This window comes from Marinomonas rhizomae, assembly GCF_024397855.1.
Lineage (GTDB): Bacteria > Pseudomonadota > Gammaproteobacteria > Pseudomonadales > Marinomonadaceae > Marinomonas > Marinomonas rhizomae_A.
This window is the reverse complement of sequence record NZ_CP073343.1, coordinates 1855330-1877599: the sequence shown is the minus strand read 5'-3', so window position 1 is coordinate 1877599 and position 22270 is coordinate 1855330. Positions and strand designations below refer to the sequence as shown.

The window sequence follows — 22270 nt, the reverse complement described above, 5'->3', positions numbered from 1 at the left end:
AATGCCATGGAAGAATTACAATATACAAATATTTTTGATGCGATTACCGATGATCCAGCAGAGTCTGCAGACCTCGAATTTCGTGCAGATATGATGCTTGTACTGAAAAATTACTTCCAATCAAAAAATTGGACACAATCAGACATCATGGCTAAATTAGAAATCTCTCAGCCTAGAGTAAGTGAGCTATCAAGAGGAAAGGTAGATAAATTCTCTTCCGATAAACTTATTGGCTTTCTAGCAAAAATTGGCTATACGATCAAACCAACCTTTAAACTAAAGGACGATCGAACGCCCATTTTCGAATGCACTACACGGTCGCTAAACGAAGTATAATCCAATTAAAAATAGAAAATCACAGCCTTTCTTTTTTGACAATATCCATCATAACTTTATAACGCTGTTTAGCCGTATTCATAGCCTTTTTGTCGACACCATTTGTCGTTTTCACAAAGGAGTGCAGTAAAAATATTGTGTTTCCAAACTTTGCGCAATAAACAGCCCGATACGCAGGACTGCCATTCTCTATAAGCTCTACCGCCCCTTTTCCAACGCTACTCGCAATATGCTTAAAATCAACTAAGGGATCTTGCTCTTGAGCCACTGCATTTAAACTCGTCGCAAAAAGCAATTGCACGTCTTTTGGCAACTTACCAAACTCACGTTTCGCAGCAGCATTTACAAACCTAAAACCTTTCACGCAATTTCCTCCCTAACGCTTTTTATGAAATCCTTTTCCAATAATCTTAATAGACCCTAAAACCATCAATAACGGCCGGCCCGAGCCCATTTTTTCAATAGTTGCTATATATTTTTGATGGGGCTCTATATGTGGCTATAGATAAATAAGGTTTTACAGACATCACTGCTGTATCTTTTGTCAGCTTTGCAGCTTCCTCAGTGGCTTTTTTTGTAAATTTAGCTGTTTCTTTTGCCAACTTTGCATCTTTTCGGCTTTGCCACCAAACCAACACAGCAACCAATAGGCTCAGCAACGCTATTGAATTGGAGGCAGCAAAACCTAACAACTCCATTAAGTTTGTAGAAACAAAACCCAATAACTCCTTACTAGTCACTATGCTATCCCTTAACTTAAAAAATGCGATCGAATATGCAACAACCTTCCTTACTCACCAAACCTTGGGTAGTTCATCCCACCTAGTCGTGTACCCTGGCGATAAGTGTTCGCGTTTCATTGACCATTGAGGTGAGACGCCTTGCGAGGCAAAAAACACATTACCGAGACCGCTGTGGTTTATTTGATCGACTACACTCATAAGCGCTTTGGAGTTTACTTTCGTACTATCCGCTCGAAGCAAATCTTGCTGAAAGGCGTTATGCTCGTAAAAATCGGCAAGCATCACACCCGCTTTCATATAACGAAAACCGTCACGCCAAAGTCGGTGAAACAACACCTCCGCCACTTCCAATAAGTCTCGAGTGTCGTCGCTTGGGTTGGGGAGTTCAGCGGAAAGGGTTTTCGCGTACTGCGGTTCGTTAGGAATAAAAGGACTGGTACGAATAAACACACTAACCACACGGCAAAGGCGTTTTTCGCCACGTAGTTTCTCGGCAGCTCTGGTCGTGTACTTAGCAATAGCCTCCCGTAGTTCACGCTTTTCTGTCACTTTATGACCAAATGACCGACTGCAAATAATCTGCTGCTTTGTTGGCCTGACTAACTCTAAATCCAAGCACGATACCCCATTCAATTCTCGAATGGTTCGCTCCAACACCACAGAAAACTCACTACGAATGGATTTAGGATCGGCATTCGCCAGATCCAACGCTGTGCTGATCCCCCTCGCCTTTAGCTTTGTCGTAGTACGACGACCAACGCCCCAAACATCACTTACATCCAACAAAGCCAACAAGCGCCTTTGTCGCTCTGGGTCCATTAAATCCACCACCGAGCCAGTCGCTGGATATTTCTTCGCCGCATGGTTGGCCAACTTCGCCAGCGTCTTGGTTGGCGCGATGCCAACACCTACCGTAATGCCCGTCCACTTATCGACCTTGGCTTTTACTTGTTTGCCAAACGCCAGTAAATCCGTCACATGATCAATGCCCGTTAAGTCCATAAAGGCTTCATCGATGGAATACACTTCCAACCGTGGCGCTTCCTCTTCTAAGATCGACATCACCCGATTAGACATATCCGCATACAGTGCATAGTTCGACGAAAAGCACACAATGCCGAACTTTCTTATCTCGTCCTGCACCTGAAACATCGGCACGCCCATCTTAATACCCAGCGCCTTTACCTCTTTGGAACGCGCCACAATACAGCCGTCATTATTCGACAACACAGCAACAGGCGTATGCTTTAAATCTGGCCGAAACAGCTTCTCGCAACTGGCGTAAAAGTTATTGCAATCGACCAAGGCAAAGACCGTCTTCATCAACTGCGCTCATACTTACGAACCACGCCCATCACCACACCGAAGATCTCCAGCTCGGACTCTTCGGTAATCTGAATCGCTTTGTAGGCTTTATTCTTCGGACGAAGTAACACATTGGGCTTCAACTCTAACGTCTTCACCGTCATTTCCCCATGAATGCAGGCGATGACGATGTCTCCATGACGAGCCGTTAACGAACGATCCACCACCAAGACATCACCCGAATAAATGCCCGCCTCTATCATAGAATCACCCTGAGCACGCACGTAAAACGTGGCGTTCGGATGGGCCACACAGAACTCATTTAAATCTAAGGATTTTTCAACAAAGTCCTGAGCGGGAGAAGGAAAACCCGCCGACACAGAATCCACATAAAGCGGGATTCGCACACTATTGGCCGCGATAAACGCCGCCGACTCAGACACACCAAGATAAGTCACACGCATGATAAACACCAAAATACTGTATGGATATACAGTATAGTTTTAAGCAACACAAATGACCAAGTGAATTTTTGTTACAAGCAAGAAAAGCTGTCTAGTTATAAATTACCAATTTTAAAAAATAAAAAAGGACACTGTATAAATACAGCATCCTTTTAAGTGACTAGCATTAAGGTACGACTCTTCTATGGTTTAGAAGAGTCAAAGCCTGACTAGCAAAGTGTCTTTATTTCGCCGCTTTCTTGGCAGCTGAAATCCAGCCATCAAACGTCGATTGATTGGCACTAATCCAATTATCCGCATGAATAGCAATATCACGCTGAGAATCTTCACCATCAGCAATCAGCATATTCTCGGCACTCACTGCATTAATCGGTAGTTTCATGATCTCGAATAATTTTTTAGCCGCTGGGTTTGCTTCAACAAACGCTTTATTCGCGACAATTCGTTCACTATTGATATCAAAACCGTAGTTTTTGCCATTCGGTAGAGCCGTATCAGTACCATTTGGATTAGAAGAATAAGGCACTTCTAACCATACAACGTCACGACCGGGAACAAGCTTGCCAGATACCCAGTATGGCGTCCAAGTGTAATAAAAGATCGACTCACCTTCATTGAAACGAGCAATGGTGTCAGAAATAATGGCCGCGTATTGACCCTGATTATGAGTGATTTTATCACGCAATCCGAACGCATCTAGCTGATGTTCAATAACACCCTCACAACCCCAACCAGCCTGACAACCAGTTAAGTCAGCGGTACCGTCTCCATTAGTATCAAATAAAGCGGCAATTTTCGGATCTTTGAAATCGTCGATATTAGTAATATCATATTTATCAGCGGTTTTTTTATCAATCAAATAACCTTGTGCCGCTCCATCTATGTAATTACCGCCGCGAAAAAATTTGTCATCTCCACCCGCGTTTTTGTACATAGAGTTATGAAGTGGGTACCAGTTCACTGCAAGAAACTGCGTATCGCCATTAGCAACAGACGTATAGCCAGCACTGTAGTCTACTTCTTTAATTGGCTGCACATCGTAGCCTAATTTTTCTAGCGCTTTGTTAACAACAACAGTCTGAAACGTTTCTTCTGCGATTGGGCTTTGTACTGCTGTGACTTTTACACCCTCGCCTGGCAAGTGACCATCGGCTAAGACAGCACCGCTAAACAGTGTGGCAAGTGAAGTTAGTGTAATTACCTTTTTCATTGGAACATCTCCTTTGAATGAGTTTTTTGTAACCGTTTTGATTTTCATTTTTTAAACGCAAGTAATAAGCCAATTGGTCCGGTTTCATACCAATGGCGCGTACCACGCTGACGAGCATCTTGACCAAGCGACTGCGTCATGCGATCTAAAATAACCGCGAGAATGACAATACCGATACCACCAATAGTCGCGAGACCAATGTCTAATCGACCGATCCCTCGCAGTACCATCAAACCTAATCCACCAACGGAAATCATTGATGCAATAACCACCATGGATAAGCCCAACATTAACGTTTGGTTAACGCCAGCCATAATAGTCGGCATAGCAAGTGGTAATTGAACCTTGAACAACATCTGTTTCTTATCCGCACCAAACGAGTTCGCCGCCTCTATTAAGTCACTGGGTACTTGTCGAATACCAAGGTTTGTTAAACGAATAACCGGCGCGACCGCAAAAATAATGGTCACAATAACCCCAGGCACATTACCAATACCAAAGAGCATAACGATTGGGACCAAATACACGAAAGCGGGTGTCGTTTGCATAATATCCAAGATCGGGCGAATCACTTTTGCAGCACGATCACTACGCGCCATCGCAATCCCCGTAGGAATACCCAATACAATACAAAACAACACGGACGTTACAACCAAAGCCAAGGTCGTCATGGACTCTTGCCAAGCACCAATAGCACCAAGCACAAACAAGCCTATAACAGAACCTATTGCTAGGCGCTTCCCAGATAATTGCCAAGCAATTAAACCAAACAAAGCAATAACAAAAAGCGGCGGAGCGGCATTAAATGCACTATCGACTGCAGTCAGCGTCGCGTCTACAGGGGCTTTGACAGCTGTAAAAAAGGGACGAAAGTTCGTCACCACCCAACCGACGCCACTTTCGATCCAGTGATCAAGCGGAATCCAAACATCTTGGAAAGGATGAAGTAAACTAAAGTCAGTTTGCTCAACAGGTGTACCACTGGCAGACATGGATGCAGCATCTGAACCTTGCGTTGACGCAGCCCCACCCCAAGGATTACTAGCCGTTGATTCCGCGGCCCCAGTATCATCCGGCGCGGTTGTCCATGGATTTGATTCAGTACTCATGCGGTAGCCTCCCTATCCAATGTTTCTAGTAAACGCGCTTTACTGACAACACCTACGTACTTTTGCTGGTCGTCAACAACTGGTACAGCACAGGGGGAGTGAGCAACGATCGAAATAATGTCCCTGATCGACGTATCAGCCGAAATAGCCTCCACATCATTAATAATAGCCTCAGCAAGCGTCTGCTTATTCTTAATCACATCTTGCAGTGAAATAGCAGATACCACTCCTAAGAAGCGCTGGCTTTTATCAATCACATAACCATAGTCACGCTCATTTTCATTTAATAATTTCAAACCAGTTATAAGCCCCTCACTAGAATCTTTCTTAATGAGAGTGAGGCTAGATCTAGAAGCAATATCTCTAGCGCAGAAAACATTACTAACATCAACGCCTTTAAAGAAGGAACGGACATAATCATTGGCTGGGTTATGCAAAATATCATCGGGCGTTCCGACCTGAACAACTTCACCGCCCTGCATGATGGCAATTCGATCGCCTATTCGCATGGCTTCATCAAGGTCATGGGAAATAAACACTACCGTGCGCTGTTGCTCAGACTGCAAACGGACCAATTCATCCTGCATTTCTGTTCGAATAAGAGGATCGAGGGCTGAAAATGCCTCATCCATAAGTAGAATATCAGGGTCATTGGTTAACGCTCTGGCCAAACCAACACGCTGCTGCATGCCGCCAGACAATTCATCAGGATAACTGTTTGCGTGCGATTCCAAACCAACTTGAGCCAATGCGTCACGTGCTTTTTCGTGACGTTCTTTTACGTCGACACCAGAAAGCTCTAAACCAAAAGCTGTATTATCAAGCACATTCATGTGAGGCATTAACGCAAAGGACTGGAAGACCATACTAATTTTGCTGCGTCGAATATCGCGTAATGCCTTGTCATCCACTTTTGTAATGTCATGGCCATCAATTAACACTTGGCCTTGGGTAGGTTCAATAAGACGGTTTAATAAGCGAACAAGTGTGGATTTACCTGAACCAGAGAGCCCCATTACAACAAATATTTCACCCTCTTTAATCGCCAAACTGGCATTCTTCACACCAACAGTCTGACCCGTCTTTTTAAAAATTTCGTCTTTGTTTATACCTTTGTCTAGCATCTTCAATGCTTTTTTCGGATGCTCGCCAAAAATCTTGTATAGGTTCTTAACTTCGAGTTTTGTAACCATAGCGGCTCTCTGTTGTGAAACATAATGCGTAAATCGTTATCAAAGAACGACTTAACGTTTATTTAGCATAGAGACTATCTTTATTGTTTACAAGTCTAAATGTTTACGGTTTATTTAATATTCAATAACCTTGCCAACGCTAAGCGCACCCCATATAGCAATCAGAAAACACCTATGATTTGCGTTTTTTTTGCTTATATTCATGCAAAAAAGACCAGAAAACACACATAAAGCTTTCTTCAAAGAACACACCCCAAAATATTGATATATAGAGCTGTAATAAAAAATGCAAAGCGATGGATCACTGATTAGTCGTTTGCACCAAAATTGCCCACCATTATTCTGAAATTTTTAAGGAGTAAAGCTTGGTATGTCGCTTTGAAATGACACTTAAGCAAAGCGACGACAGGATCGATTTATATGGATTTGATGGTGTTGTTATGCAGCTGAAAGCCTTGAAGGAAATAGCGGCTATGGCAGTGCTCTCTGGGCGTGGGAAGGTGTTTTTATTCATTGAGTTGTTTGGAGCAGAGGAAGCTTAGGCGCTATTTTTCATCTGACTCAAAAATGCAGCCTTTCGTAAGACGCGCCTTCGTGGAGCGAAAAGACAAAGCCACCGAGCAGCATCTTTTGGCGCATGATTACGCCTTATAAAATAGAAGAACATAAACGAAAAAGCCCATCAAAGATGGGCTTGGGTAATTAAGTTTGAAAAGAATTAAGGTGTTTATTTTGTCTCTTTTAAAATTTCTAAGTCATTTTTAACGTTGTAAGTCAAAGCTTTATAAACGGCCGGATTCATAGCAGATATGTGCATTTGACTTACAACTCGTGGCGCATAATCCACAAATAACTGGCAACTTTCAGTAACTGACAATCCATTTTCTGAAGCGATGCCCTTCATGTCTACCCCCACAACCTCCATCATCTGAGGCTCCAACAGTTGATAAAGCTCCTCAATATCTGATGAATTATATGCACGGGCCTCTTTAGCTATTAGATATTCATTCCAATTCGATTTTTTAAATAAGCTTGAAAATGGAGCGATATTAACGCCCAAATCTAGACAGTACTCAACTCTAGACTTAACATTTATCAAATAGAAACCAAAAAAGATATCTGCTGCTTTTTTACGCTTATCTTCAAAAGTTTTTTGATTATTTAAATCGTCTTCTGAACGACTTATAGCAACTTTTTTCATCGCCGCCATTTCTAATTCGTCTGGATAGCTCTCTCTAGCCTCTTCTTTAATGGTATCAAGCAACTCACCTGCCATCTTTGAAGCCAAGTATTTATCATAATATGCAGCTCCATAATACACAGTACAGAACATCACCAATAATGATAAAACTAACAAAACAATTCCCTTTGGTTTCATATATAACTCCATGCTATCGCCTACTCTTTTGCTATATCCAATATATAGTTAAAGAACGTGCTTCCAATAAAAAACACTTCAAAATTATCCTTTTATCTCAATGAAAACAATAACTAAAGGCAACTTAAATAGGCTTTAGTTACCTCTTGCTTAGAAGTCTACAAAGCAGCACTTCATGTGATCGACGTTGTCATTTACCCAGTCGGGTATTCGAAGTTGGGCGATTTGAGCCTGGTACATGCGGATGGTATGAATTAGGTCGATAAGTTCTTTTGGGGGAGCGACGACGAAATCTATTAGGGGCAGATGAAGAATGGTTTGCACCCACAAAAGAAAGCTGCGCTTTCACGGCAGATTACGCTTCGCTTATCGTGCCCTACAAGTGATGTTGTTTATGTTCAGCAGCGAGGGGCAAGTTCGAGTCGGTGTGACAGCATTTCAAGACGTGAATGTACATCGTGAAAATGTTTATAGAAAAACAAAAAGATTGAAATAAGTATTGGTGTAAAAAAGGAGAGTTTAGAACTTTGGGGAGATTAAGGTGGCATCTCTACCAGCCGCACCTCGGCACACAAGTCCACCGCTGTGGCTGCTTCCTTCCGGACCTGACCAGATTAACGGTTTATCGTTGCGAGGGGACCAGCAGAGACACCATAAAGGAGGCTTGTTGACCTTGGGGCGCAATTATACGCAGCCAAATCGAAATATCAACCGCCTTTCTTATGTATTTTCAAATACTTATCAATTGCCGCTTATCACTGCCCTTTTCAACTCATCCTCTACTCTTTTGCTTCTTAGTATCGCGCTATAACGCGGCTTCTATTTACGGTAAGATACGCGCCATTAAGAATCATAGGAGTAGCGAGTTGAAGCTATTTGTTAAAAACCTAACCCATGTAGATTTTTCCTACTTTGATGCCACACGTGGTTTGTTGGGTGAAAGCTGGCAGACAGACATTGTTCTGACCGGCAAGTTAAACGATGAAAGCATGATTTGTGATTTCAGCATCGTTAAAAAACAAATCAAGAAATGGCTCGATGACCACATTGATCACATGCTGGCAATTCCTGCTGAGCACAGTGGATCAGCAGTCACACCATTAGCAAATGACCGCGTGTCATTTCATTTTGACCACAGCAAAGAAATCTCTAGCGACAAGCGTGTATTTCAGTGTGATGCACCGACTCAGGCAATTTGTGTATTGCCAATGACAGAAATCACGCCAGAAGCGGTGGCTAAATGGGTTGAGTCGCAAATTCTCAATCTGCTGCCTGCGGAATTAGAAGCGGTTAGCGTGCACTTTACTCCAGAGCACATCACAGGCGCGCAATATCAATACAGCCATGGTTTAAAGAAGCATGCAGGTAATTGTCAACGTATTGCTCATGGACATCGTTCTACGGTTGAGATTTACGCCGATGGCACACGAAATGCGGCAATGGAACACGATTGGGCAAAGCGTTGGGAAGACATTTATTTAGGCACTCAAGAAGACTTGCAGAATGAAGTCACAGAAAATGGCGTGAACTATCATTTTTTCAGCTACACCAGCCAGCAAGGTTTGTTTGAGCTAAAAATCGACAGCAATCAAGTTTACATACTGGATTGTGATACGACGGTTGAATCCCTTTCTGCACACATTGCCGATGTATTAGCAGAAGAGAATCCAGGTGTGCATATAGAAGCCCACGGTTTTGAGGGCATTGGTAAGGGCGCAATTTCAGAAAAACTTAAGGCAAGAATATGAGCTTAAAAGAATACGAGAACCTCGCCAAAGGTGAAACACTCTCTTTAGACACGGTATTAGCTAACCTAAAAACAGACGAACATGGCTTGATCGCCGCTATTGCACAACAACATGATACTGGTGAAGTCTTGATGTTGGCGTACATGAACGAGAAATCCATTCGTGAAACCTTAGAAACAGGCCAAGTGTGTTACTGGTCTCGCTCACGCCAAACTTATTGGCGTAAAGGCGAAAGCTCGGGGCACCGCCAAACATTAGTGTCTATGTCGTTTGATTGCGATGGCGATGCAATACTTATCCAAGTAGATCAAAAAGGCCCAGCTTGCCATACTAACCGTCGTGACTGCTTTTTCTTCACCGTCGAAGGAAATGAAGTGGTTATAAAATCCGCACCACAATAGATCACTCTTTCTCGCAATTTGCGCACTATATCGGTGCGTAAATTCAAATTACTTCTGTACCTTTGCTCCCATTTCACGCTATCTTAAGAGCTGGCCGCTTTTCTTGCACATTTAAGACAAGAAAAATGAGCCAATACATGACACAGAAATGACCCAATCAGTATCACTACGCCCTACTTTCTTAAATTAGTACCAAAAGCAGAAAAATACGTACCAATACATAGAGAGCTATAAGCAGGCGTTATTTCTGTAAAGTAATGTAATGGCATGACTATTGCTCATTAATTGCCATTCTCTTCCACTCTTAATATTGGATTCGCTATGATAAAACTGTCCGTGCGCACAAAAATATTGTCGCTTATTGTATTGTTCTCACTGGTTATTGTAGGAATTAGTATCAGCTCCGCTTTAACCAGTAAATCAGTCTCTTCCGAACTACAAAGCCTTTCCTCTAAAAGCCTTTTGCTGGTCAAAAATTTAGAAAAAAGCCGCCAGCTGTTACTACAACAATCCGTCGAATTTGAGCGGGGTTACTTCCAAGTCTCTATTGCAAAAACAATTGGTGGCTACGGAACAGAGTTAATAGAAGAATCAGCAGATAAATTCAAAACCTACACTGGCGAGTTAGTCACCAGTATCGAAAACGTCAAAAACATCCTAGCTACCATGCCAGCAAACGATGGCCTGAACGATCTATTAAAAGAAATACATGTACTTGAAGAAGAGCAAGCCGTTTTTCTAGAAGCCAGCACAGAAACTTACAGCTGGTGGGTAAAGCTAAACACTATGAAGGCAAACAAATCACGCCGCGTCGCTGATGCAAGTCTCATAGAGGTAAATAAGCACATGGAACAAATCATAACGGCCATCAACGAATACAGCAGTACTATTGCCGATAAGCAAAACCACAAGCTAGACCAAACTATTTACGCTAGCGGTATATTGGCAGCGGTACTTATTGCGATAGGTTTAATTGTGAGCATCATCATTGTGAATGGTATTTGTAGACCGCTGATTAAAGCCGTTCGACGGGCAGAAGACATTGCCTCTGGCAATTTAACGCAATCTAAAATCGCCAGCACACGCAAAGACGAAATCGGCATGCTAGAAACTTCCATGGACAAATTGGTCATTCAGCTTAGTAGTATTTTGCACGATGTGGCGGAATCCAGTTCCATGCTGACCAATGCGGCCAATGACCTAAATCGAATTACCGATGAGTCCTCAGAAATGGTGGATCGTCAACAAGAAGAAACCAACCTCATTTCTCAGGCAATACAAGAAATACAATCCACGGCAGTTCATGTTTCTGAGTCAACTACAGACGCAAGCCAAGCCGCCCACAATGCTGAAACAGCGGCCAATGAAGGCACAGCGATTGTGACAAAAACCATTGCCAGCATTCAGGAGCTAGCGAGCGAAATTGCCAGTTCTGCCGATACTATTAATGAACTACAGTCTAATACTCAAGAAATCAGCACCATTCTGAATACTATCCTAGGCATTGCCGAACAAACTAACCTACTTGCACTAAACGCGGCAATTGAAGCAGCGCGAGCAGGTGAGCAAGGCCGAGGCTTTGCCGTGGTAGCCGACGAAGTGCGTCACCTGGCACAGAACACGCAAAACGCCACACAAGAAATCGAGAAAATGATCGCCCTATTACAAAGCGGCACCAGCTCGGCAGTGAAAGCCATGACATCCAGCCATCAACGTTCTACGGATGCGGTAAACCAAGTGAAACACGAAGAAGACTCACTGCGTCACATCAACCAATCCGTGTCCAAGATTCGCGATATGAACGACAGAATCTCAGCGACAGCCGAAGAGCAAGCGTCAGTAACCGCTGAAGTCAGTCGCAATGTTGAAAACATTACCGAGATTGCCTCACGTACGACGAAATCGATTCACTCAATTAGCAACTCTGCAGAGCAATTAGCTTCATTGGCCACGCAGTTGTCGACAAAAATCAGCTATTTCAAAGTATAGCGCTACAGGGGTATACTTTTTTAGATTAATACCTCAGGGGAAGTTACTCACTTCCCCTTCATTCCTAGGAGAAGACCATGTGTCGTTGGATGGCGTATCAAGGTGATGCCGTTTACCTTGAGTCATTACTTTTTAAACAAGAACATTCTTTAATTCATCAAAGTTTAAGCGCCAGAAAGTCGGAAGTCACAGTAAATGCGGATGGGTTTGGTCTTGGTTGGTATGATGAACGCGAGGAACCAGGCCTTTACCATGAAGTACTACCAGCTTGGAGTGACAGCAATTTAAAAAGCTTAGCGAGACACATAAAAAGCGGACTATTCTTCGCTCATGTCCGCTCTTCCACAGGCACGGAAACCAACCGCTCTAACTGCCATCCGTTTAGTTACAAAAACTGGTTATTCATGCACAACGGACAAATTGGCGGCTACGAATCGTTGCGCTGGCAGCTGGATCGTTTAATTCCAGAGCACCTTTATCCGCATCGCCACGGTGCAACCGATTCAGAAGTGATCTTCTTATTAATGATCGCCAACGGCTTAGAGACGAATCCAGAGCGTGCGATTGAAATAACCTTGTCGCAAATTATCGACATGATGAAAGCAAAGAATATACAAGACCCGTTGCGCTTTACCGCCGTTTTTTCAGACGGAGAAGAAATCACCGCGATTCGATTTTCCAGTGATGAACAAGCACCCAGCCTGTACTACAAACAATTTGAAAAGCACATCGTCATTGGCTCAGAACCACTCGATCACTCGAGCGCCAGTTGGGCTCAGGTCCCAGCTGGTCATATTGCCAAAATCAAAGATCAAAATTATCACATTCAACCTTTGTCTGGTTTATTAAAAATGACCGCCTAGCGGTCATTTTTAATATTTGATAAGTATTTTATCTTTTATATCATTAGCGCACTTTCTTCCCATCCTTGACCTACACTTGACCTACATCATGTAACTTAATCGCTTGACTGTTAACCTACAAAGGTAAGTTATTCAATTGCATTGATTCAACTAAAGGGAGCTAACATGATCAACTACCAATTAGACAACAAAAAGGCCATGGTAACAGGCGGTGCATCAGGGATTGGGTTGGCCTGTGTTGAATTACTCGCCTATTCTGGTGCAGACGTTGCCATTTGGGACTTACACGATGACGCACTGGAAAAAGCCAAGCAGTCTGTCAGCAAATACGATGTCAAATGCATCACCATAAAAGTCGATGTCAGCAACCCAGAATCCGTAAAGGCAGCCATGGATGAAACGGTCAAGCAATTGGGCAGTTTAGACATCGCCGTCAACAACGCAGGCATTGGTGGCCCTGCTTGTAAATCTGGAGATTACACCACAGAAGATTGGTTGAAAGTGGTCGATGTGAACTTCAATGGCGTTTTTTATTGTCAGCGCGAAGCCATTGCAGCCATGCGTAAAAACGGTTCCGGCAGCATCATTAATATGGCCTCTATTCTCGGCCAAGTTGCCTTCCCAAATTCTCCAGCGTATGTCAGCGCCAAACACGGTGTTGTCGGCATGTCGAAATCTGCAGCGGTTGAACACGCCGACGAAAACATTCGTGTAAACGCAGTCGGCCCCGGCTTTATTCACACACCTTTGGTCGATGAACATTTAGATGCCGACACACTAAATATGCTCGCAGAAAAACACGCACTAAAACGCCTAGGCACACCCGAAGAAGTTGCTCACCTTGTCGCTTGGTTAGCCAGTGACGGTGCATCTTTTGTCACAGCGTCTTACTACCCAGTCGATGGCGGTTACCTAGCACAGTAATGTTTTTTCATTAGGCATTCAGTGTAAAAGTATTCGCAAGGCTGTAAAAAAGTCCCTTCGCAACACTCTTTGTTAGCCGTGTCGCGAAGGGACTTTTTATTTGAACCGAATATATTGGAACATATGAAACTCGTCTTACGCTTTTTCTTTCTCTCGATAGGCGTAAGTCGCATCAAAGCGTGACTGAATCCAGTCGCCACTCAAGATCCCATCGTATTTCGCAGGTTTGTCAGCGGTCGCACAGCTTGGCACACACTCGACGTTCGTTTCGTAGTCTGGTTCCACAAAGAACGGAAACGAGTAACGATGCACATCTGGCAAAGACGCACGCACTCGGTGCGCGGTGGAAACGTATTCGTCGTTAGTCCAACGCTGCATCAAATCGCCGATATTCACTACCAAAGCATTGTCTATTGGCGTAGCATCCACCCATTCACCTTGACGGTTTTTCACCTGCAAGCCACCAATCTGATCTTGCAACAACAAGGTGACACAGCCGTAATCTGTATGCGCACCCGCGCCATTGTCATGATCGTTCGCTGGACGCGGTGGATAATGAATCATACGCAAAACCGTCACGTGATCTTTAAAACCACGAACAAAGAAGTCGTCTTCCAAAGACAAGGCTTGCGCCATGGCAGTCAGCAGCTTCTGCGCCACCTGGAAAGCCTCTATATAGTATTCTTGCAGCACTTCCAGCGTAGTAGGATTGCTTGGATTTTGATTAGGGCCATAAGCCGTTGGATATTTAATCGCCAAAGGATGATCTTTAGGAAAGTCCAACGCCATATCAAAGGTTTCTTTCCAATCTCCTTGGTTCACTTCGTCGAGCTGCTCTTCGCCAATATTGCCGTAACCACGATGGTTAATGCTGTTTTTTATATCGATGGCGTTTTTTACGTCTTGTGGCTGGTTGAAAAAACGCTTGGCTTCGCGCATCAGCGCGGCCATCAATTCTTTTGGGATGCCTGTGTTGGTTAGGTAAAAGAAACCAATTTCACGACATGCCTTATCTAAGGCTTTAATTTCGCTCTGACGAACCGATTCGCTTTCATGAATCAGCTTCGACAGATCAATTAAGGGTATAGACATTACGTATTCCTTAAGCTCTGGAAGATACTTTAATAAGTTGTGTATGCTTGGGATTAAAACGCTTTAGACCCACTTCGCCAAAATCCACAAAAATCATTTGTTTGTCGTCGCGTTCTTGTCGTACAACAACACCCTGTCCGAACTGGTCATGACGAACTTTATCGCCAGGTTGCAGCAGACTTTTCCCTTCCACTCGATGACGAAAGGTCAGCGACGGAGAAGGATCAACCGCGTTCAAGTAACGCTGAAAAATCGAACCTTTTTCCGTATCAATTGGCGTGCCAACATTTTCAACATACCAAGCTTCGCAAATACGACTCACCGCATAAGGCTGCGCTTCAAACACAAAACGTGACAAGGACAAACTCTTCAATGCGGCGCGAGGGATATCGCCCTGCTTCATGCGTTTATGATCGTCGGCACTTGGGGATTCAAGCAATACTAGCTTCTGTTTGGCACGGGTGATCGCCACATAAAACAAACGACGTTCAGACGCCAAATCACTGGCCGCTTGCTTATCAATGACGCTCAAATCCTCGTCATAATACGGGAAGCGCCCTTCTTGTAAGCCAGACAACAATACTTGGTCGAACTCCAAACCTTTCGATTTATGGATCGTCATCAGATGCACGCCGTGACTATCGTCGGTTTGTTTTTCATTCAAAGTCGCAAGTTGTTCTAAAATCGATTTTGCATCACCGCCCACTCCACGCACATACGCCATAAACGCATCGCAAGTGGCTATCTTTTCCTGGGTCTGAATATCTTTACTACTGGTACTTTCGAAGTAGCGATAAATACCCAACTTTTCCAAAGTATGCGCCAAGCCTTGCCCTGGATCGGTGCGATAAATGTCAAGGCTGCGCAACCAATCAGCACGCTCGTAGAGTTTTTTCGCGCGCCAGCCCTCCGTAGCGTCGGCCACAGACTCGATAATCTGTGGCAACAAATGCGGTGACTGTTTTGCTTGTTGGATCAAGGTTTTGCGCTGCGCCATAGAACCACCAAGGCTCGGCACCGTCAGCAAGTATTCAATATCGTCAGGATGAAAGAAGGTGTTCGACGTTTCCAAACCACCAGCAATCACCGCGAGATACGCCATTAGCATGCGAATTTGGCGATTTTCCAACAATGGCGAATCACCATGCAATTGATACGGCACGCCTTTGTGCATCAAGGCTAATTGCACTGGAACCATGTCGCTGTACAAGCGCACCAACACCGCGGTGTCGCTTAATGCACGACCTTCATCAACCCAAGATTTTAGCTCGCCCAACAGAGCTTTACCTGTCTTCGGAGCGCGAGCAAAAGACACTCGCGTACGTTCGCCAGCGCCAATCACCAAGGCATCAGGATCGTTTTCACTGATCACGCTCGACGCCATTAACCCGACGGCATGGCCAAAGCGGAAACTGGTACTCAATGGATAAGCTGCTACATTGGCAAAATCTTGGTCAAATTGCGTCGCCATAATGTCTGGACTGGCGCCGCGCCATTCATAAATACATTGCTGCACATCGCCAACAATCATCCATTGACAAGGCGCAGGATAAAGCAATTTTAGTAGCTCGTATTGGCAAGGGTTGATGTCTTGAAACTCGTCAATTAACAAGTAGCGGAAATCTGGCACCAAGCCACGCACTCTCACACGTTCAGCTTCGTCTAATTGACTGATTAAATCGTAAGGGTCGCTAAGTAAATCGGCAAAGAAACGAATGTTATTGCGTTTGCGTAGCTTCTCCAATTCGTCATAAAGGGCAGGAAAAAACTTACGCTCTTTCGACCAACCCAAGGCTTCAAAAACAATCTGCGCAGCTTGATCAGAGGCTTTGACTTGATCGACAAATAACAACACGTCTTCCAGCCAATCTTTCTCGGCCAAAATCGCAATTTTCTCACCACTTCGAACCAGGCGCTGCAAGGCCTCGCGCAACATCTTCACCAAGCTAAAATCGTCGGTAACCAGCTTCGCAGGAGCCAACCAACCTTGCTGCTCCAAACGTCGACAGAACTTCATACCAAAGGCATGAAAAGTCATCACACTGGGGGAACGCAAATGTCCGGCCGTCATGAGTCGCTTACTTAAACGCTCGGAGAATTCTTCCTGGGCGCTTTTGTTAAACATAAACACGCCGATATGAGACGGGTCCACGCCCTGACCTAATAAATGCTCTATACGAGAAATTAAGGTGGTGGTTTTGCCTGCGCCCGCTACGGCGATTACTTTTGCTGGCAACGAAAGATCGTGATGAACAACGCTTTGCTGCTCATCGGTTAACGAGGACGTCACGTCAGTATTAGGTTGAGCTTGAATCAAAATAGTTTTGCCTTGTAAATCTTCAAAGCGCTAGTCTTCAAATAGATGGCCAATTTCACGAAACGCAAGATGCTCTCTGCCAGCGATCTTGGCAATAGATTCGCCACATACGACTAAACGTCGTTGCACTCGGGCAAAAAAGACACCATTGGTTCGCGCAACAAGAGGATAACTGGAGGTTTCCACGTCATCGTCCATTAGGTTTACCACTTCGCCAATCACCTCGCCAGCTTCCACTTCTTCGCCAATGGCTTTGTGATAACAAACAATGCCAGCACACGGCGCTTTGACTAGATCCATGGCATCCAACGGATAGTATTCCACTTCACTGTCGTTGATCGCGGGCGCTTTTCCAGCGACTACCTCTCGCAATACCAAGTAATCGAACAAAGCTTGTGCGTCTTGCTCGGCAAACTCATTGGATATGTCATTTTCGCCGCGTAATTCTACCGTTAAAGAGCGGCTTCCCCAAGGAATCAAATGGGCATAATGGGCTTTTAAATCGCGCCACACGCTGACATTGGTTTCGTCAAACGAGGCGGCACCGGTTTCTAATTCAGACAAACCGACTTTTGCACCCAACAGCGCCAATAACGGTTTAAAGTGACTTTCAAATTCTTGTGCCACATAGGCGTGCATACTGGCTTCACCCGAACAATGTAGGTCGAGCACTTCGTCTGCGTCCATAGATAGAGCCAACAAATTTTTCTTCATGCCTTGCAGTTCTGTGGTTTCTGGCAACAACACCAACTCATCGTGAATCGCTTGACGAACAATGTCTATATTGCTTTCTATATCACCCGTTATATCGCCCTTGATGCGTTTTTCTACTTTCGCACCTAGCTGAGGCCAGTTGCGGTTAAAATTACCGCCACCGTCAGAAAACGCAAAACGTCCAGGAATATAGCCGTGAAAGTTCTGCGCCAGACCAATCGGGTTCGCCACAGGCACAATCACTATCTCCCCTTGAATCAATCCTGCGTCGTCAGCTTTCTTTAATTTTCTCAGCAAGGTGTTAAGCACCAAAAATCCCGGCCATTCATCGGCATGCAATCCCGCCTGAAAATAGACTTTAGGTCGCGCACCCGCTTCACCAAAGTGATGGGCTTTTAACACACGTTGAGTGCCCGGTGTCGCGCTCGGCAATACATGAGAGTAAATTTGGTAAGACATAACACCTCGAAAAAAGCAGTAAAACATTCGACCAATTTGAGCCTGCAACATGGTACGCTAAAACCGATTCTTAATAAAAAACAATTCCTTAAATATAAAAGTTGTAAGAAACAAAGATCTATTTACGTCTAAGCTTTCGTACAGATTAAAAACATCAGGAGAAAGGAATGAAAAAATCGTTACTCGCAGCCTCCATCGCTGCCACGTTTGCGTTTACCAGCTTATCCACTCAAGCCAGCACAACTGAGACTTGGCAGGACACGCTCCAACAAGCCAAAGGCCAAACCGTGTATTTCAATGCTTGGGGCGGTGCCGACAATATTAACGATTACATTCAATGGGCCGCCGATCGTGTTAAAGAAGAATACGATGTGACGCTAAAACAAGTGAAACTGACCGATACTTCTGATGCGGTCAATCGTGTCTTAGCTGAAAAAGCCGCAGGCAAAAACACGAATGGTTCAATCGACCTCATCTGGTTAAATGGCGAAAATTTCCGCGCCATGAAAGACAACAACCTATTATTTGGCCCATTTAGCCAGTCACTGCCAAATTACATTACGTACGTGGACGAAAATGCTCGCCAAAGCTTAACCCAAGACTTCGGCACGCCTGTTGATAGCATGGAATCCCCTTGGGGCATGGCGCAGGTCATCTTTATGTACGACACAGCGACCTTGAGTAATCCGCCAAAATCGATTGCCGATTTACTCACTTACGCCAAAGCGCATCCTGGACGAATCACCTATCCTGAGCCACCGCAATTCCTAGGCTCGACCTTTTTAAAACAAGCTTTGTACGAATTAACACCTTACCGCAAAGCGCTGTCGCAACCCGCAGACAGTGTGGATTTCGACAAGATTACCGCACCTTTGTGGGCCTATTTAGATCAGCTTCATAAGGTCGCATGGCGCAATGGTCAAACCTTCCCATCCAGCTCAGAAGAAATGATGCGCCTGCTGGATGACCAAGAAATTGACGTGGCATTAAGCTTCGACATTTCCGCTGCATCGGTTCAAATCGACAAAGGTAATTTGCCAGACACGGTGCGCTCTTACGTTTTCACCAACGGCACCATTGGTAATACACACTTTCTAGCGATTCCCTACAACAGCGGCGCAACAGCAGGCGCACAAGTGGTTGCCAACTTCATGTTGTCACCTGAAGCACAAATTAAAAAACAAACGCCAACCATTTGGGGCGACTTAAGTGTTTTATCTTACGCAAAATTGCCAGCGGCTGAACAAGCCAAATTCGACGCTTTACCTCGCGGCATCGCAACGTTGAGTATTGAAGAGCTAGGACAAACGCTACCGGAACCACACAGTAGTTGGGTGGGAGCGTTAGAGAGTGAGTGGCGTAAGCGTTACGCACAATAAGGTTTGAAGGTACGAAGTGATTCCCGCGATGAGACCATCGCAATACCCCCTCCCAGCCTCCCCCTTAGCAGGGGGAGGAGCAGACTGTTTTAATTCCCTCCCCTTGTGTCTTTGAAGGGGAGGATTAGGGTGGGGCTTTAGGGCTTAATAAAGGTCTACAAAATTCGCTTAGTACCTTTAGCGACAAGCTCAAAGGCGGGAATGACAGACATTAGTGGCTATGATTATTACCCCACCAAATATATTAAGAAGCAAGATGCCGTTAAAACACGCGAAATGGATCACTGGGATAATTAGTCTGTTATTGGTATTTCCCATTGCCATTGGTTTGATCGGCACCTTGCTTCCTGCGTTTGCGTATTTCCCTCCCCTTGGTGAATACGACCTTTCCTTCTCTCCTTGGCGTGACTTGTTTACCCAAGGGGAATTTTACGCCAGTTTAAAACTCACTCTCGTGACGGGAATTGCCGCGCCTCTGCTCGCCCTTTGGTTCGCTCTGTCGCTGTTGGCTTGGGGTTATCAACGACCATTTTTCCGTAAAGTTGAAGTACTGTTATCACCGATTCTGGCGATTCCTCATGCGGCCATTGCCATTGGCTTGTTGTTTCTATTGAGTCCATCTGGTTGGTTAGTTCGGCTGTTTAGCCCTTGGCTGACAGGGTTTGATCGCCCGCCCAACTGGATTAGTGTACAAGATCCTTATGGCGTTTCGTTGATTCTCGCCCTGGTGATAAAAGAAATGCCTTATCTTTTGTTTGTTATGCTCGCCACCATGAAAAGCATCAAGGCGCGAGAAAGCTTACAAGTTGGCCAAGCTCTTGGTTACAGCCGTTTCACCTTATGGCGCAAGGTGTTAATCCCTCAACTCTATCCGATCATTCGCCTGCCTATTTTTATCGTCATTGCTTTTAGTTTGACGGTGGTGGATTTAGCTTTGGTGATTGGCCCCAATACACCGTCAACACTGGCAGTCACTTTATTGCGCTGGTTTAACGACCCAGATTTATCCATGCGATTAATGGCCAGCGCGGGCGCAGTCACTCTTATGCTCGTCATTGTTGTTGTATTGGCTGGCTGGGAACTCTCGCACTTGTTGTTTAGCCGCTTAACTCGTGCCGAACGCAGCAATGGCAAGCGCTTTGGCTTAACCGACAGTGTGCTCAAATTGGGTGTTTTTTTGGGTATGTTCGCCCTACTGAATGCCTTTGTGGCTCTGGCTTTGCTACCGATTTGGTCGCTTACTCGACGCTGGCGTTTTCCCGATGCATTACCAAGCCAATGGACATGGGATAATATCGACCGCGCCACACCACTGCTGATGGAACTCACCTCAAATACGCTGACCATTGCCTTAGTCGCAACTATCATGGCGTGCACGATTAGCCTTGTGATGCTGGAAACCAAACGTCACAACACGACAGGTGCAAACTCAAGTAAACCACATGTGTTCGATTGGCTCATTTATGTGCCGATTTTATTACCACAAATTGGCTTTTTGTTTGGTTTGCATGTGCTGCTGATTTACTCGAACCTAAATGGCGACTTGTGCGCCATTATTGCCCTGCACCTAATGTATGTTTTGCCTTATGTTTATCTAACCTTAAAAGGCCCCTATTTGGCCTACGAAGAAGAATACTTACTGCAAGCTAATCGACTTAATCATCGCCCTTGGCGTAATTACGTCTTAGTGAAAATCGCCATGTTAAAACCAGCAATATTGACGGCTTTTGCAATTGGTTTTTCCGTCAGCATCGCCCAATATTTACCAACTCTTATCGCCGGTGAAGGCCGTTACAGTACGTTGACGACAGAAGCCGTGGCACAAGCCGCATCGGGCGACAGAAAACAAGTGGGCAGCATGGCAATGCTGCAAGCCTTTTTCCCCATCATGGTATTTTGGCTCGCACAATTCATCCCACCACGTTGGACTAGGTGGCGATTGGTATTGAAAAATTTGTTTAGCAGAAGGAATACATAGTGCTCAGTGTAAATGCGTTTTCTTTGACATTGGACGGCAAGACACTTATCAAAGATTTGAGCTTCGAGATCGCCGATGGTCAAGTCTTGTCCATCATGGGGCCAAGCGGCATTGGTAAATCCAGCTTACTGCATTTTCTCAGTGGTTCTTTATCACCTAACTTAACCACTACTGGCGAAGCCTTTTTAAACAACCAAGCCTTGCACACAAAGTCTACCCAAGAACGAAAAGTCGGCTTGTTACAACAAATGCCCTTGTTGTTCCCTCACATGAGCATCATAGAAAATCTACTCTTTGCCATCCCTGCCGATATCAAAAAATCTGCACGCATCGACATGGCGCAAAACGCCTTGGAAAAACTCGGCATTCCCGACAAAGCCAACGCCCTACCAAAAGATCTTTCCGGTGGACAACAAGCCCGCGTCGCCCTGCTTCGCACACTGCTTTCCCAACCCGACTTCTTACTGCTCGACGAACCCTTCAGCAAACTCGACCCAGCCCTAAGACGCGACGTACGAGCTTTTGTATTAAACGAAATACGCAGTGCGAATATACCTGCACTGCTTGTCACCCACGACCCTGAAGATGCCAAAGCCATGGAAGGAGAATGTTTGGAGTTGGGGGTAAAAAGCCCTTTTGAATAAAACAAAAACACAGATAAACTGTTA

At 44.8% G+C, this 22270-nt stretch carries 21 protein-coding genes and 1 other RNA gene; 10 read left to right on the top strand and 12 right to left on the bottom strand.

Annotated features, from left to right (window positions below):
• The first annotated feature begins 6 nt into the window (after nucleotides 1-6).
• Complete coding sequence (locus KDW99_RS08740; protein ID WP_255828917.1) at nucleotides 7-336, top strand: helix-turn-helix domain-containing protein; 330 nt, start codon at nucleotides 7-9, stop codon at nucleotides 334-336.
• Between the two features lie 19 nt (nucleotides 337-355).
• On the opposite strand, the gene KDW99_RS08735 is transcribed toward KDW99_RS08740, so the two are convergent.
• The 7 genes from KDW99_RS08735 to proV form a co-directional block, all read right to left on the bottom strand.
• Nucleotides 356-700 carry a type II toxin-antitoxin system RelE/ParE family toxin gene (locus tag KDW99_RS08735; RefSeq protein WP_255828916.1) on the bottom strand — a complete coding sequence of 115 codons (345 nt, stop codon included), beginning with the start codon at nucleotides 698-700 and terminating at the stop codon, nucleotides 356-358.
• Nucleotides 701-794: 94 nt separating this feature from the next.
• Entirely contained in the window at nucleotides 795-1076 is a 282-nt protein-coding gene (locus KDW99_RS08730) for a hypothetical protein (protein ID WP_255828915.1), read from the bottom strand.
• 54 nt (nucleotides 1077-1130) lie between these two features.
• Nucleotides 1131-2402 (bottom strand): translesion error-prone DNA polymerase V subunit UmuC, encoded by a 1272-nt coding sequence (umuC, locus tag KDW99_RS08725; RefSeq protein ID WP_255828914.1) that lies wholly within the window; start codon nucleotides 2400-2402, stop codon nucleotides 1131-1133.
• Nucleotides 2402-2848 (bottom strand): translesion error-prone DNA polymerase V autoproteolytic subunit, encoded by a 447-nt coding sequence (umuD, locus tag KDW99_RS08720; protein WP_255828912.1) that lies wholly within the window; start codon nucleotides 2846-2848, stop codon nucleotides 2402-2404. Before umuD ends, umuC begins: the two co-directional genes overlap by 1 nt.
• Nucleotides 2849-3071: 223 nt before the next feature.
• Nucleotides 3072-4058 carry a glycine betaine/L-proline ABC transporter substrate-binding protein ProX gene (proX, locus tag KDW99_RS08715; protein ID WP_255828911.1) on the bottom strand — a complete coding sequence of 329 codons (987 nt, stop codon included), beginning with the start codon at nucleotides 4056-4058 and terminating at the stop codon, nucleotides 3072-3074.
• 44 nt (nucleotides 4059-4102) lie between these two features.
• The gene (proW, locus tag KDW99_RS08710; RefSeq protein WP_255828910.1) at nucleotides 4103-5167 is read right to left on the bottom strand and encodes a glycine betaine/L-proline ABC transporter permease ProW; all 1065 of its coding nucleotides are present in this window, start codon (nucleotides 5165-5167) and stop codon (nucleotides 4103-4105) included.
• Nucleotides 5164-6360, bottom strand: a complete 1197-nt coding sequence (gene proV / locus KDW99_RS08705) for a glycine betaine/L-proline ABC transporter ATP-binding protein ProV (protein ID WP_255828909.1) — start codon at nucleotides 6358-6360, stop codon at nucleotides 5164-5166. Before proV ends, proW begins: the two co-directional genes overlap by 4 nt.
• Before the next feature lie 365 nt (nucleotides 6361-6725).
• Here proV and KDW99_RS08700 point away from each other — a divergent pair, with 365 nt between their 5' ends.
• A complete protein-coding gene (locus KDW99_RS08700; RefSeq protein WP_255828908.1) occupies nucleotides 6726-6902 on the top strand; it encodes a hypothetical protein in 177 nt (58 codons plus the stop codon).
• 185 nt (nucleotides 6903-7087) lie between these two features.
• Here the strand turns inward: KDW99_RS08700 and KDW99_RS08695 are convergent, their stop codons facing one another.
• Both KDW99_RS08695 and ffs read right to left on the bottom strand, forming a co-directional pair.
• Nucleotides 7088-7738, bottom strand: coding sequence for a hypothetical protein (locus KDW99_RS08695; RefSeq protein WP_255828907.1), 651 nt, complete (start codon nucleotides 7736-7738; stop codon nucleotides 7088-7090).
• Nucleotides 7739-8286: 548 nt separating this feature from the next.
• Nucleotides 8287-8383, bottom strand: an RNA gene (gene ffs, locus KDW99_RS08690) — signal recognition particle sRNA small type.
• Between the two features lie 221 nt (nucleotides 8384-8604).
• Between ffs and KDW99_RS08685 the strand changes: the two genes are divergently transcribed.
• From KDW99_RS08685 to KDW99_RS08665, 5 genes are all read left to right on the top strand, one after another.
• On the top strand, nucleotides 8605-9486 hold the full coding sequence (locus KDW99_RS08685; protein ID WP_255828906.1) for a 6-carboxytetrahydropterin synthase: 882 nt from the start codon (nucleotides 8605-8607) through the stop codon (nucleotides 9484-9486).
• A complete protein-coding gene (hisI, locus tag KDW99_RS08680; protein WP_255828905.1) occupies nucleotides 9483-9887 on the top strand; it encodes a phosphoribosyl-AMP cyclohydrolase in 405 nt (134 codons plus the stop codon). The genes KDW99_RS08685 and hisI overlap by 4 nt, the downstream gene beginning before the upstream one ends.
• 321 nt (nucleotides 9888-10208) lie before the next feature.
• Nucleotides 10209-11876 carry a methyl-accepting chemotaxis protein gene (locus KDW99_RS08675; RefSeq protein ID WP_255828904.1) on the top strand — a complete coding sequence of 556 codons (1668 nt, stop codon included), beginning with the start codon at nucleotides 10209-10211 and terminating at the stop codon, nucleotides 11874-11876.
• Nucleotides 11877-11953: 77 nt separating this feature from the next.
• Nucleotides 11954-12739 (top strand): class II glutamine amidotransferase, encoded by a 786-nt coding sequence (locus tag KDW99_RS08670; RefSeq protein WP_255828903.1) that lies wholly within the window; start codon nucleotides 11954-11956, stop codon nucleotides 12737-12739.
• A 165-nt stretch (nucleotides 12740-12904) separates the two neighbouring features.
• Nucleotides 12905-13663, top strand: coding sequence for an SDR family NAD(P)-dependent oxidoreductase (locus KDW99_RS08665; RefSeq protein ID WP_255828902.1), 759 nt, complete (start codon nucleotides 12905-12907; stop codon nucleotides 13661-13663).
• Between the two features lie 135 nt (nucleotides 13664-13798).
• Here KDW99_RS08665 and KDW99_RS08660 read toward each other — a convergent pair whose 3' ends face one another.
• Genes KDW99_RS08660 through KDW99_RS08650 form a run of 3 tightly spaced genes read right to left on the bottom strand, consistent with a single transcriptional unit; the run spans nucleotide 13799 to nucleotide 18245 of the window.
• Nucleotides 13799-14755 carry an isopenicillin N synthase family dioxygenase gene (locus KDW99_RS08660; RefSeq protein WP_255828901.1) on the bottom strand — a complete coding sequence of 319 codons (957 nt, stop codon included), beginning with the start codon at nucleotides 14753-14755 and terminating at the stop codon, nucleotides 13799-13801.
• Between the two features lie 10 nt (nucleotides 14756-14765).
• Entirely contained in the window at nucleotides 14766-17072 is a 2307-nt protein-coding gene (locus KDW99_RS08655; protein ID WP_255828900.1) for an ATP-dependent helicase, read from the bottom strand.
• A 30-nt stretch (nucleotides 17073-17102) separates the two neighbouring features.
• Nucleotides 17103-18245: a succinylglutamate desuccinylase/aspartoacylase family protein gene (locus KDW99_RS08650; RefSeq protein WP_255828899.1), complete on the bottom strand. Its 1143-nt coding sequence runs from the start codon at nucleotides 18243-18245 to the stop codon at nucleotides 17103-17105.
• A 167-nt stretch (nucleotides 18246-18412) separates the two neighbouring features.
• Here KDW99_RS08650 and KDW99_RS08645 point away from each other — a divergent pair, with 167 nt between their 5' ends.
• The 3 genes from KDW99_RS08645 to KDW99_RS08635 all read left to right on the top strand — a co-directional run bounded on the left by KDW99_RS08645 (nucleotide 18413) and on the right by KDW99_RS08635 (nucleotide 22246).
• Nucleotides 18413-19624: an ABC transporter substrate-binding protein gene (locus KDW99_RS08645; protein ID WP_255828898.1), complete on the top strand. Its 1212-nt coding sequence runs from the start codon at nucleotides 18413-18415 to the stop codon at nucleotides 19622-19624.
• A gap of 256 nt (nucleotides 19625-19880) precedes the next feature.
• Nucleotides 19881-21602, top strand: a complete 1722-nt coding sequence (locus tag KDW99_RS08640) for an ABC transporter permease (RefSeq protein ID WP_255828897.1) — start codon at nucleotides 19881-19883, stop codon at nucleotides 21600-21602.
• Nucleotides 21602-22246 (top strand): ATP-binding cassette domain-containing protein, encoded by a 645-nt coding sequence (locus KDW99_RS08635; protein ID WP_255828896.1) that lies wholly within the window; start codon nucleotides 21602-21604, stop codon nucleotides 22244-22246. The genes KDW99_RS08640 and KDW99_RS08635 overlap by 1 nt, the downstream gene beginning before the upstream one ends.
• Nucleotides 22247-22270 lie beyond the last annotated feature (24 nt).

Excerpts from the sequence above, each read along its gene's own strand:
- KDW99_RS08640 (WP_255828897.1), top strand. The coding sequence starts at position 19,881 with ATGCCGTTAAAACACGCGAAATGGATCACTGGGATAATTAGTCTGTTA.
- KDW99_RS08675 (WP_255828904.1), top strand. The coding sequence starts at position 10,209 with ATGATAAAACTGTCCGTGCGCACAAAAATATTGTCGCTTATTGTATTG.
- umuC (WP_255828914.1), bottom strand. The coding sequence starts at position 2,402 with ATGAAGACGGTCTTTGCCTTGGTCGATTGCAATAACTTTTACGCCAGT.
- hisI (WP_255828905.1), top strand. The coding sequence starts at position 9,483 with ATGAGCTTAAAAGAATACGAGAACCTCGCCAAAGGTGAAACACTCTCT.
- KDW99_RS08665 (WP_255828902.1), top strand. The coding sequence starts at position 12,905 with ATGATCAACTACCAATTAGACAACAAAAAGGCCATGGTAACAGGCGGT.
- KDW99_RS08645 (WP_255828898.1), top strand. The coding sequence starts at position 18,413 with ATGAAAAAATCGTTACTCGCAGCCTCCATCGCTGCCACGTTTGCGTTT.
- proV (WP_255828909.1), bottom strand. The coding sequence starts at position 6,360 with ATGGTTACAAAACTCGAAGTTAAGAACCTATACAAGATTTTTGGCGAG.
- umuD (WP_255828912.1), bottom strand. The coding sequence starts at position 2,848 with ATGCGTGTGACTTATCTTGGTGTGTCTGAGTCGGCGGCGTTTATCGCG.
- KDW99_RS08670 (WP_255828903.1), top strand. The coding sequence starts at position 11,954 with ATGTGTCGTTGGATGGCGTATCAAGGTGATGCCGTTTACCTTGAGTCA.
- KDW99_RS08695 (WP_255828907.1), bottom strand. The coding sequence starts at position 7,738 with ATGAAACCAAAGGGAATTGTTTTGTTAGTTTTATCATTATTGGTGATG.
- KDW99_RS08660 (WP_255828901.1), bottom strand. The coding sequence starts at position 14,755 with ATGTCTATACCCTTAATTGATCTGTCGAAGCTGATTCATGAAAGCGAA.
- proW (WP_255828910.1), bottom strand. The coding sequence starts at position 5,167 with ATGAGTACTGAATCAAATCCATGGACAACCGCGCCGGATGATACTGGG.
- proX (WP_255828911.1), bottom strand. The coding sequence starts at position 4,058 with ATGAAAAAGGTAATTACACTAACTTCACTTGCCACACTGTTTAGCGGT.
- KDW99_RS08740 (WP_255828917.1), top strand. The coding sequence starts at position 7 with ATGGAAGAATTACAATATACAAATATTTTTGATGCGATTACCGATGAT.
- KDW99_RS08650 (WP_255828899.1), bottom strand. The coding sequence starts at position 18,245 with ATGTCTTACCAAATTTACTCTCATGTATTGCCGAGCGCGACACCGGGC.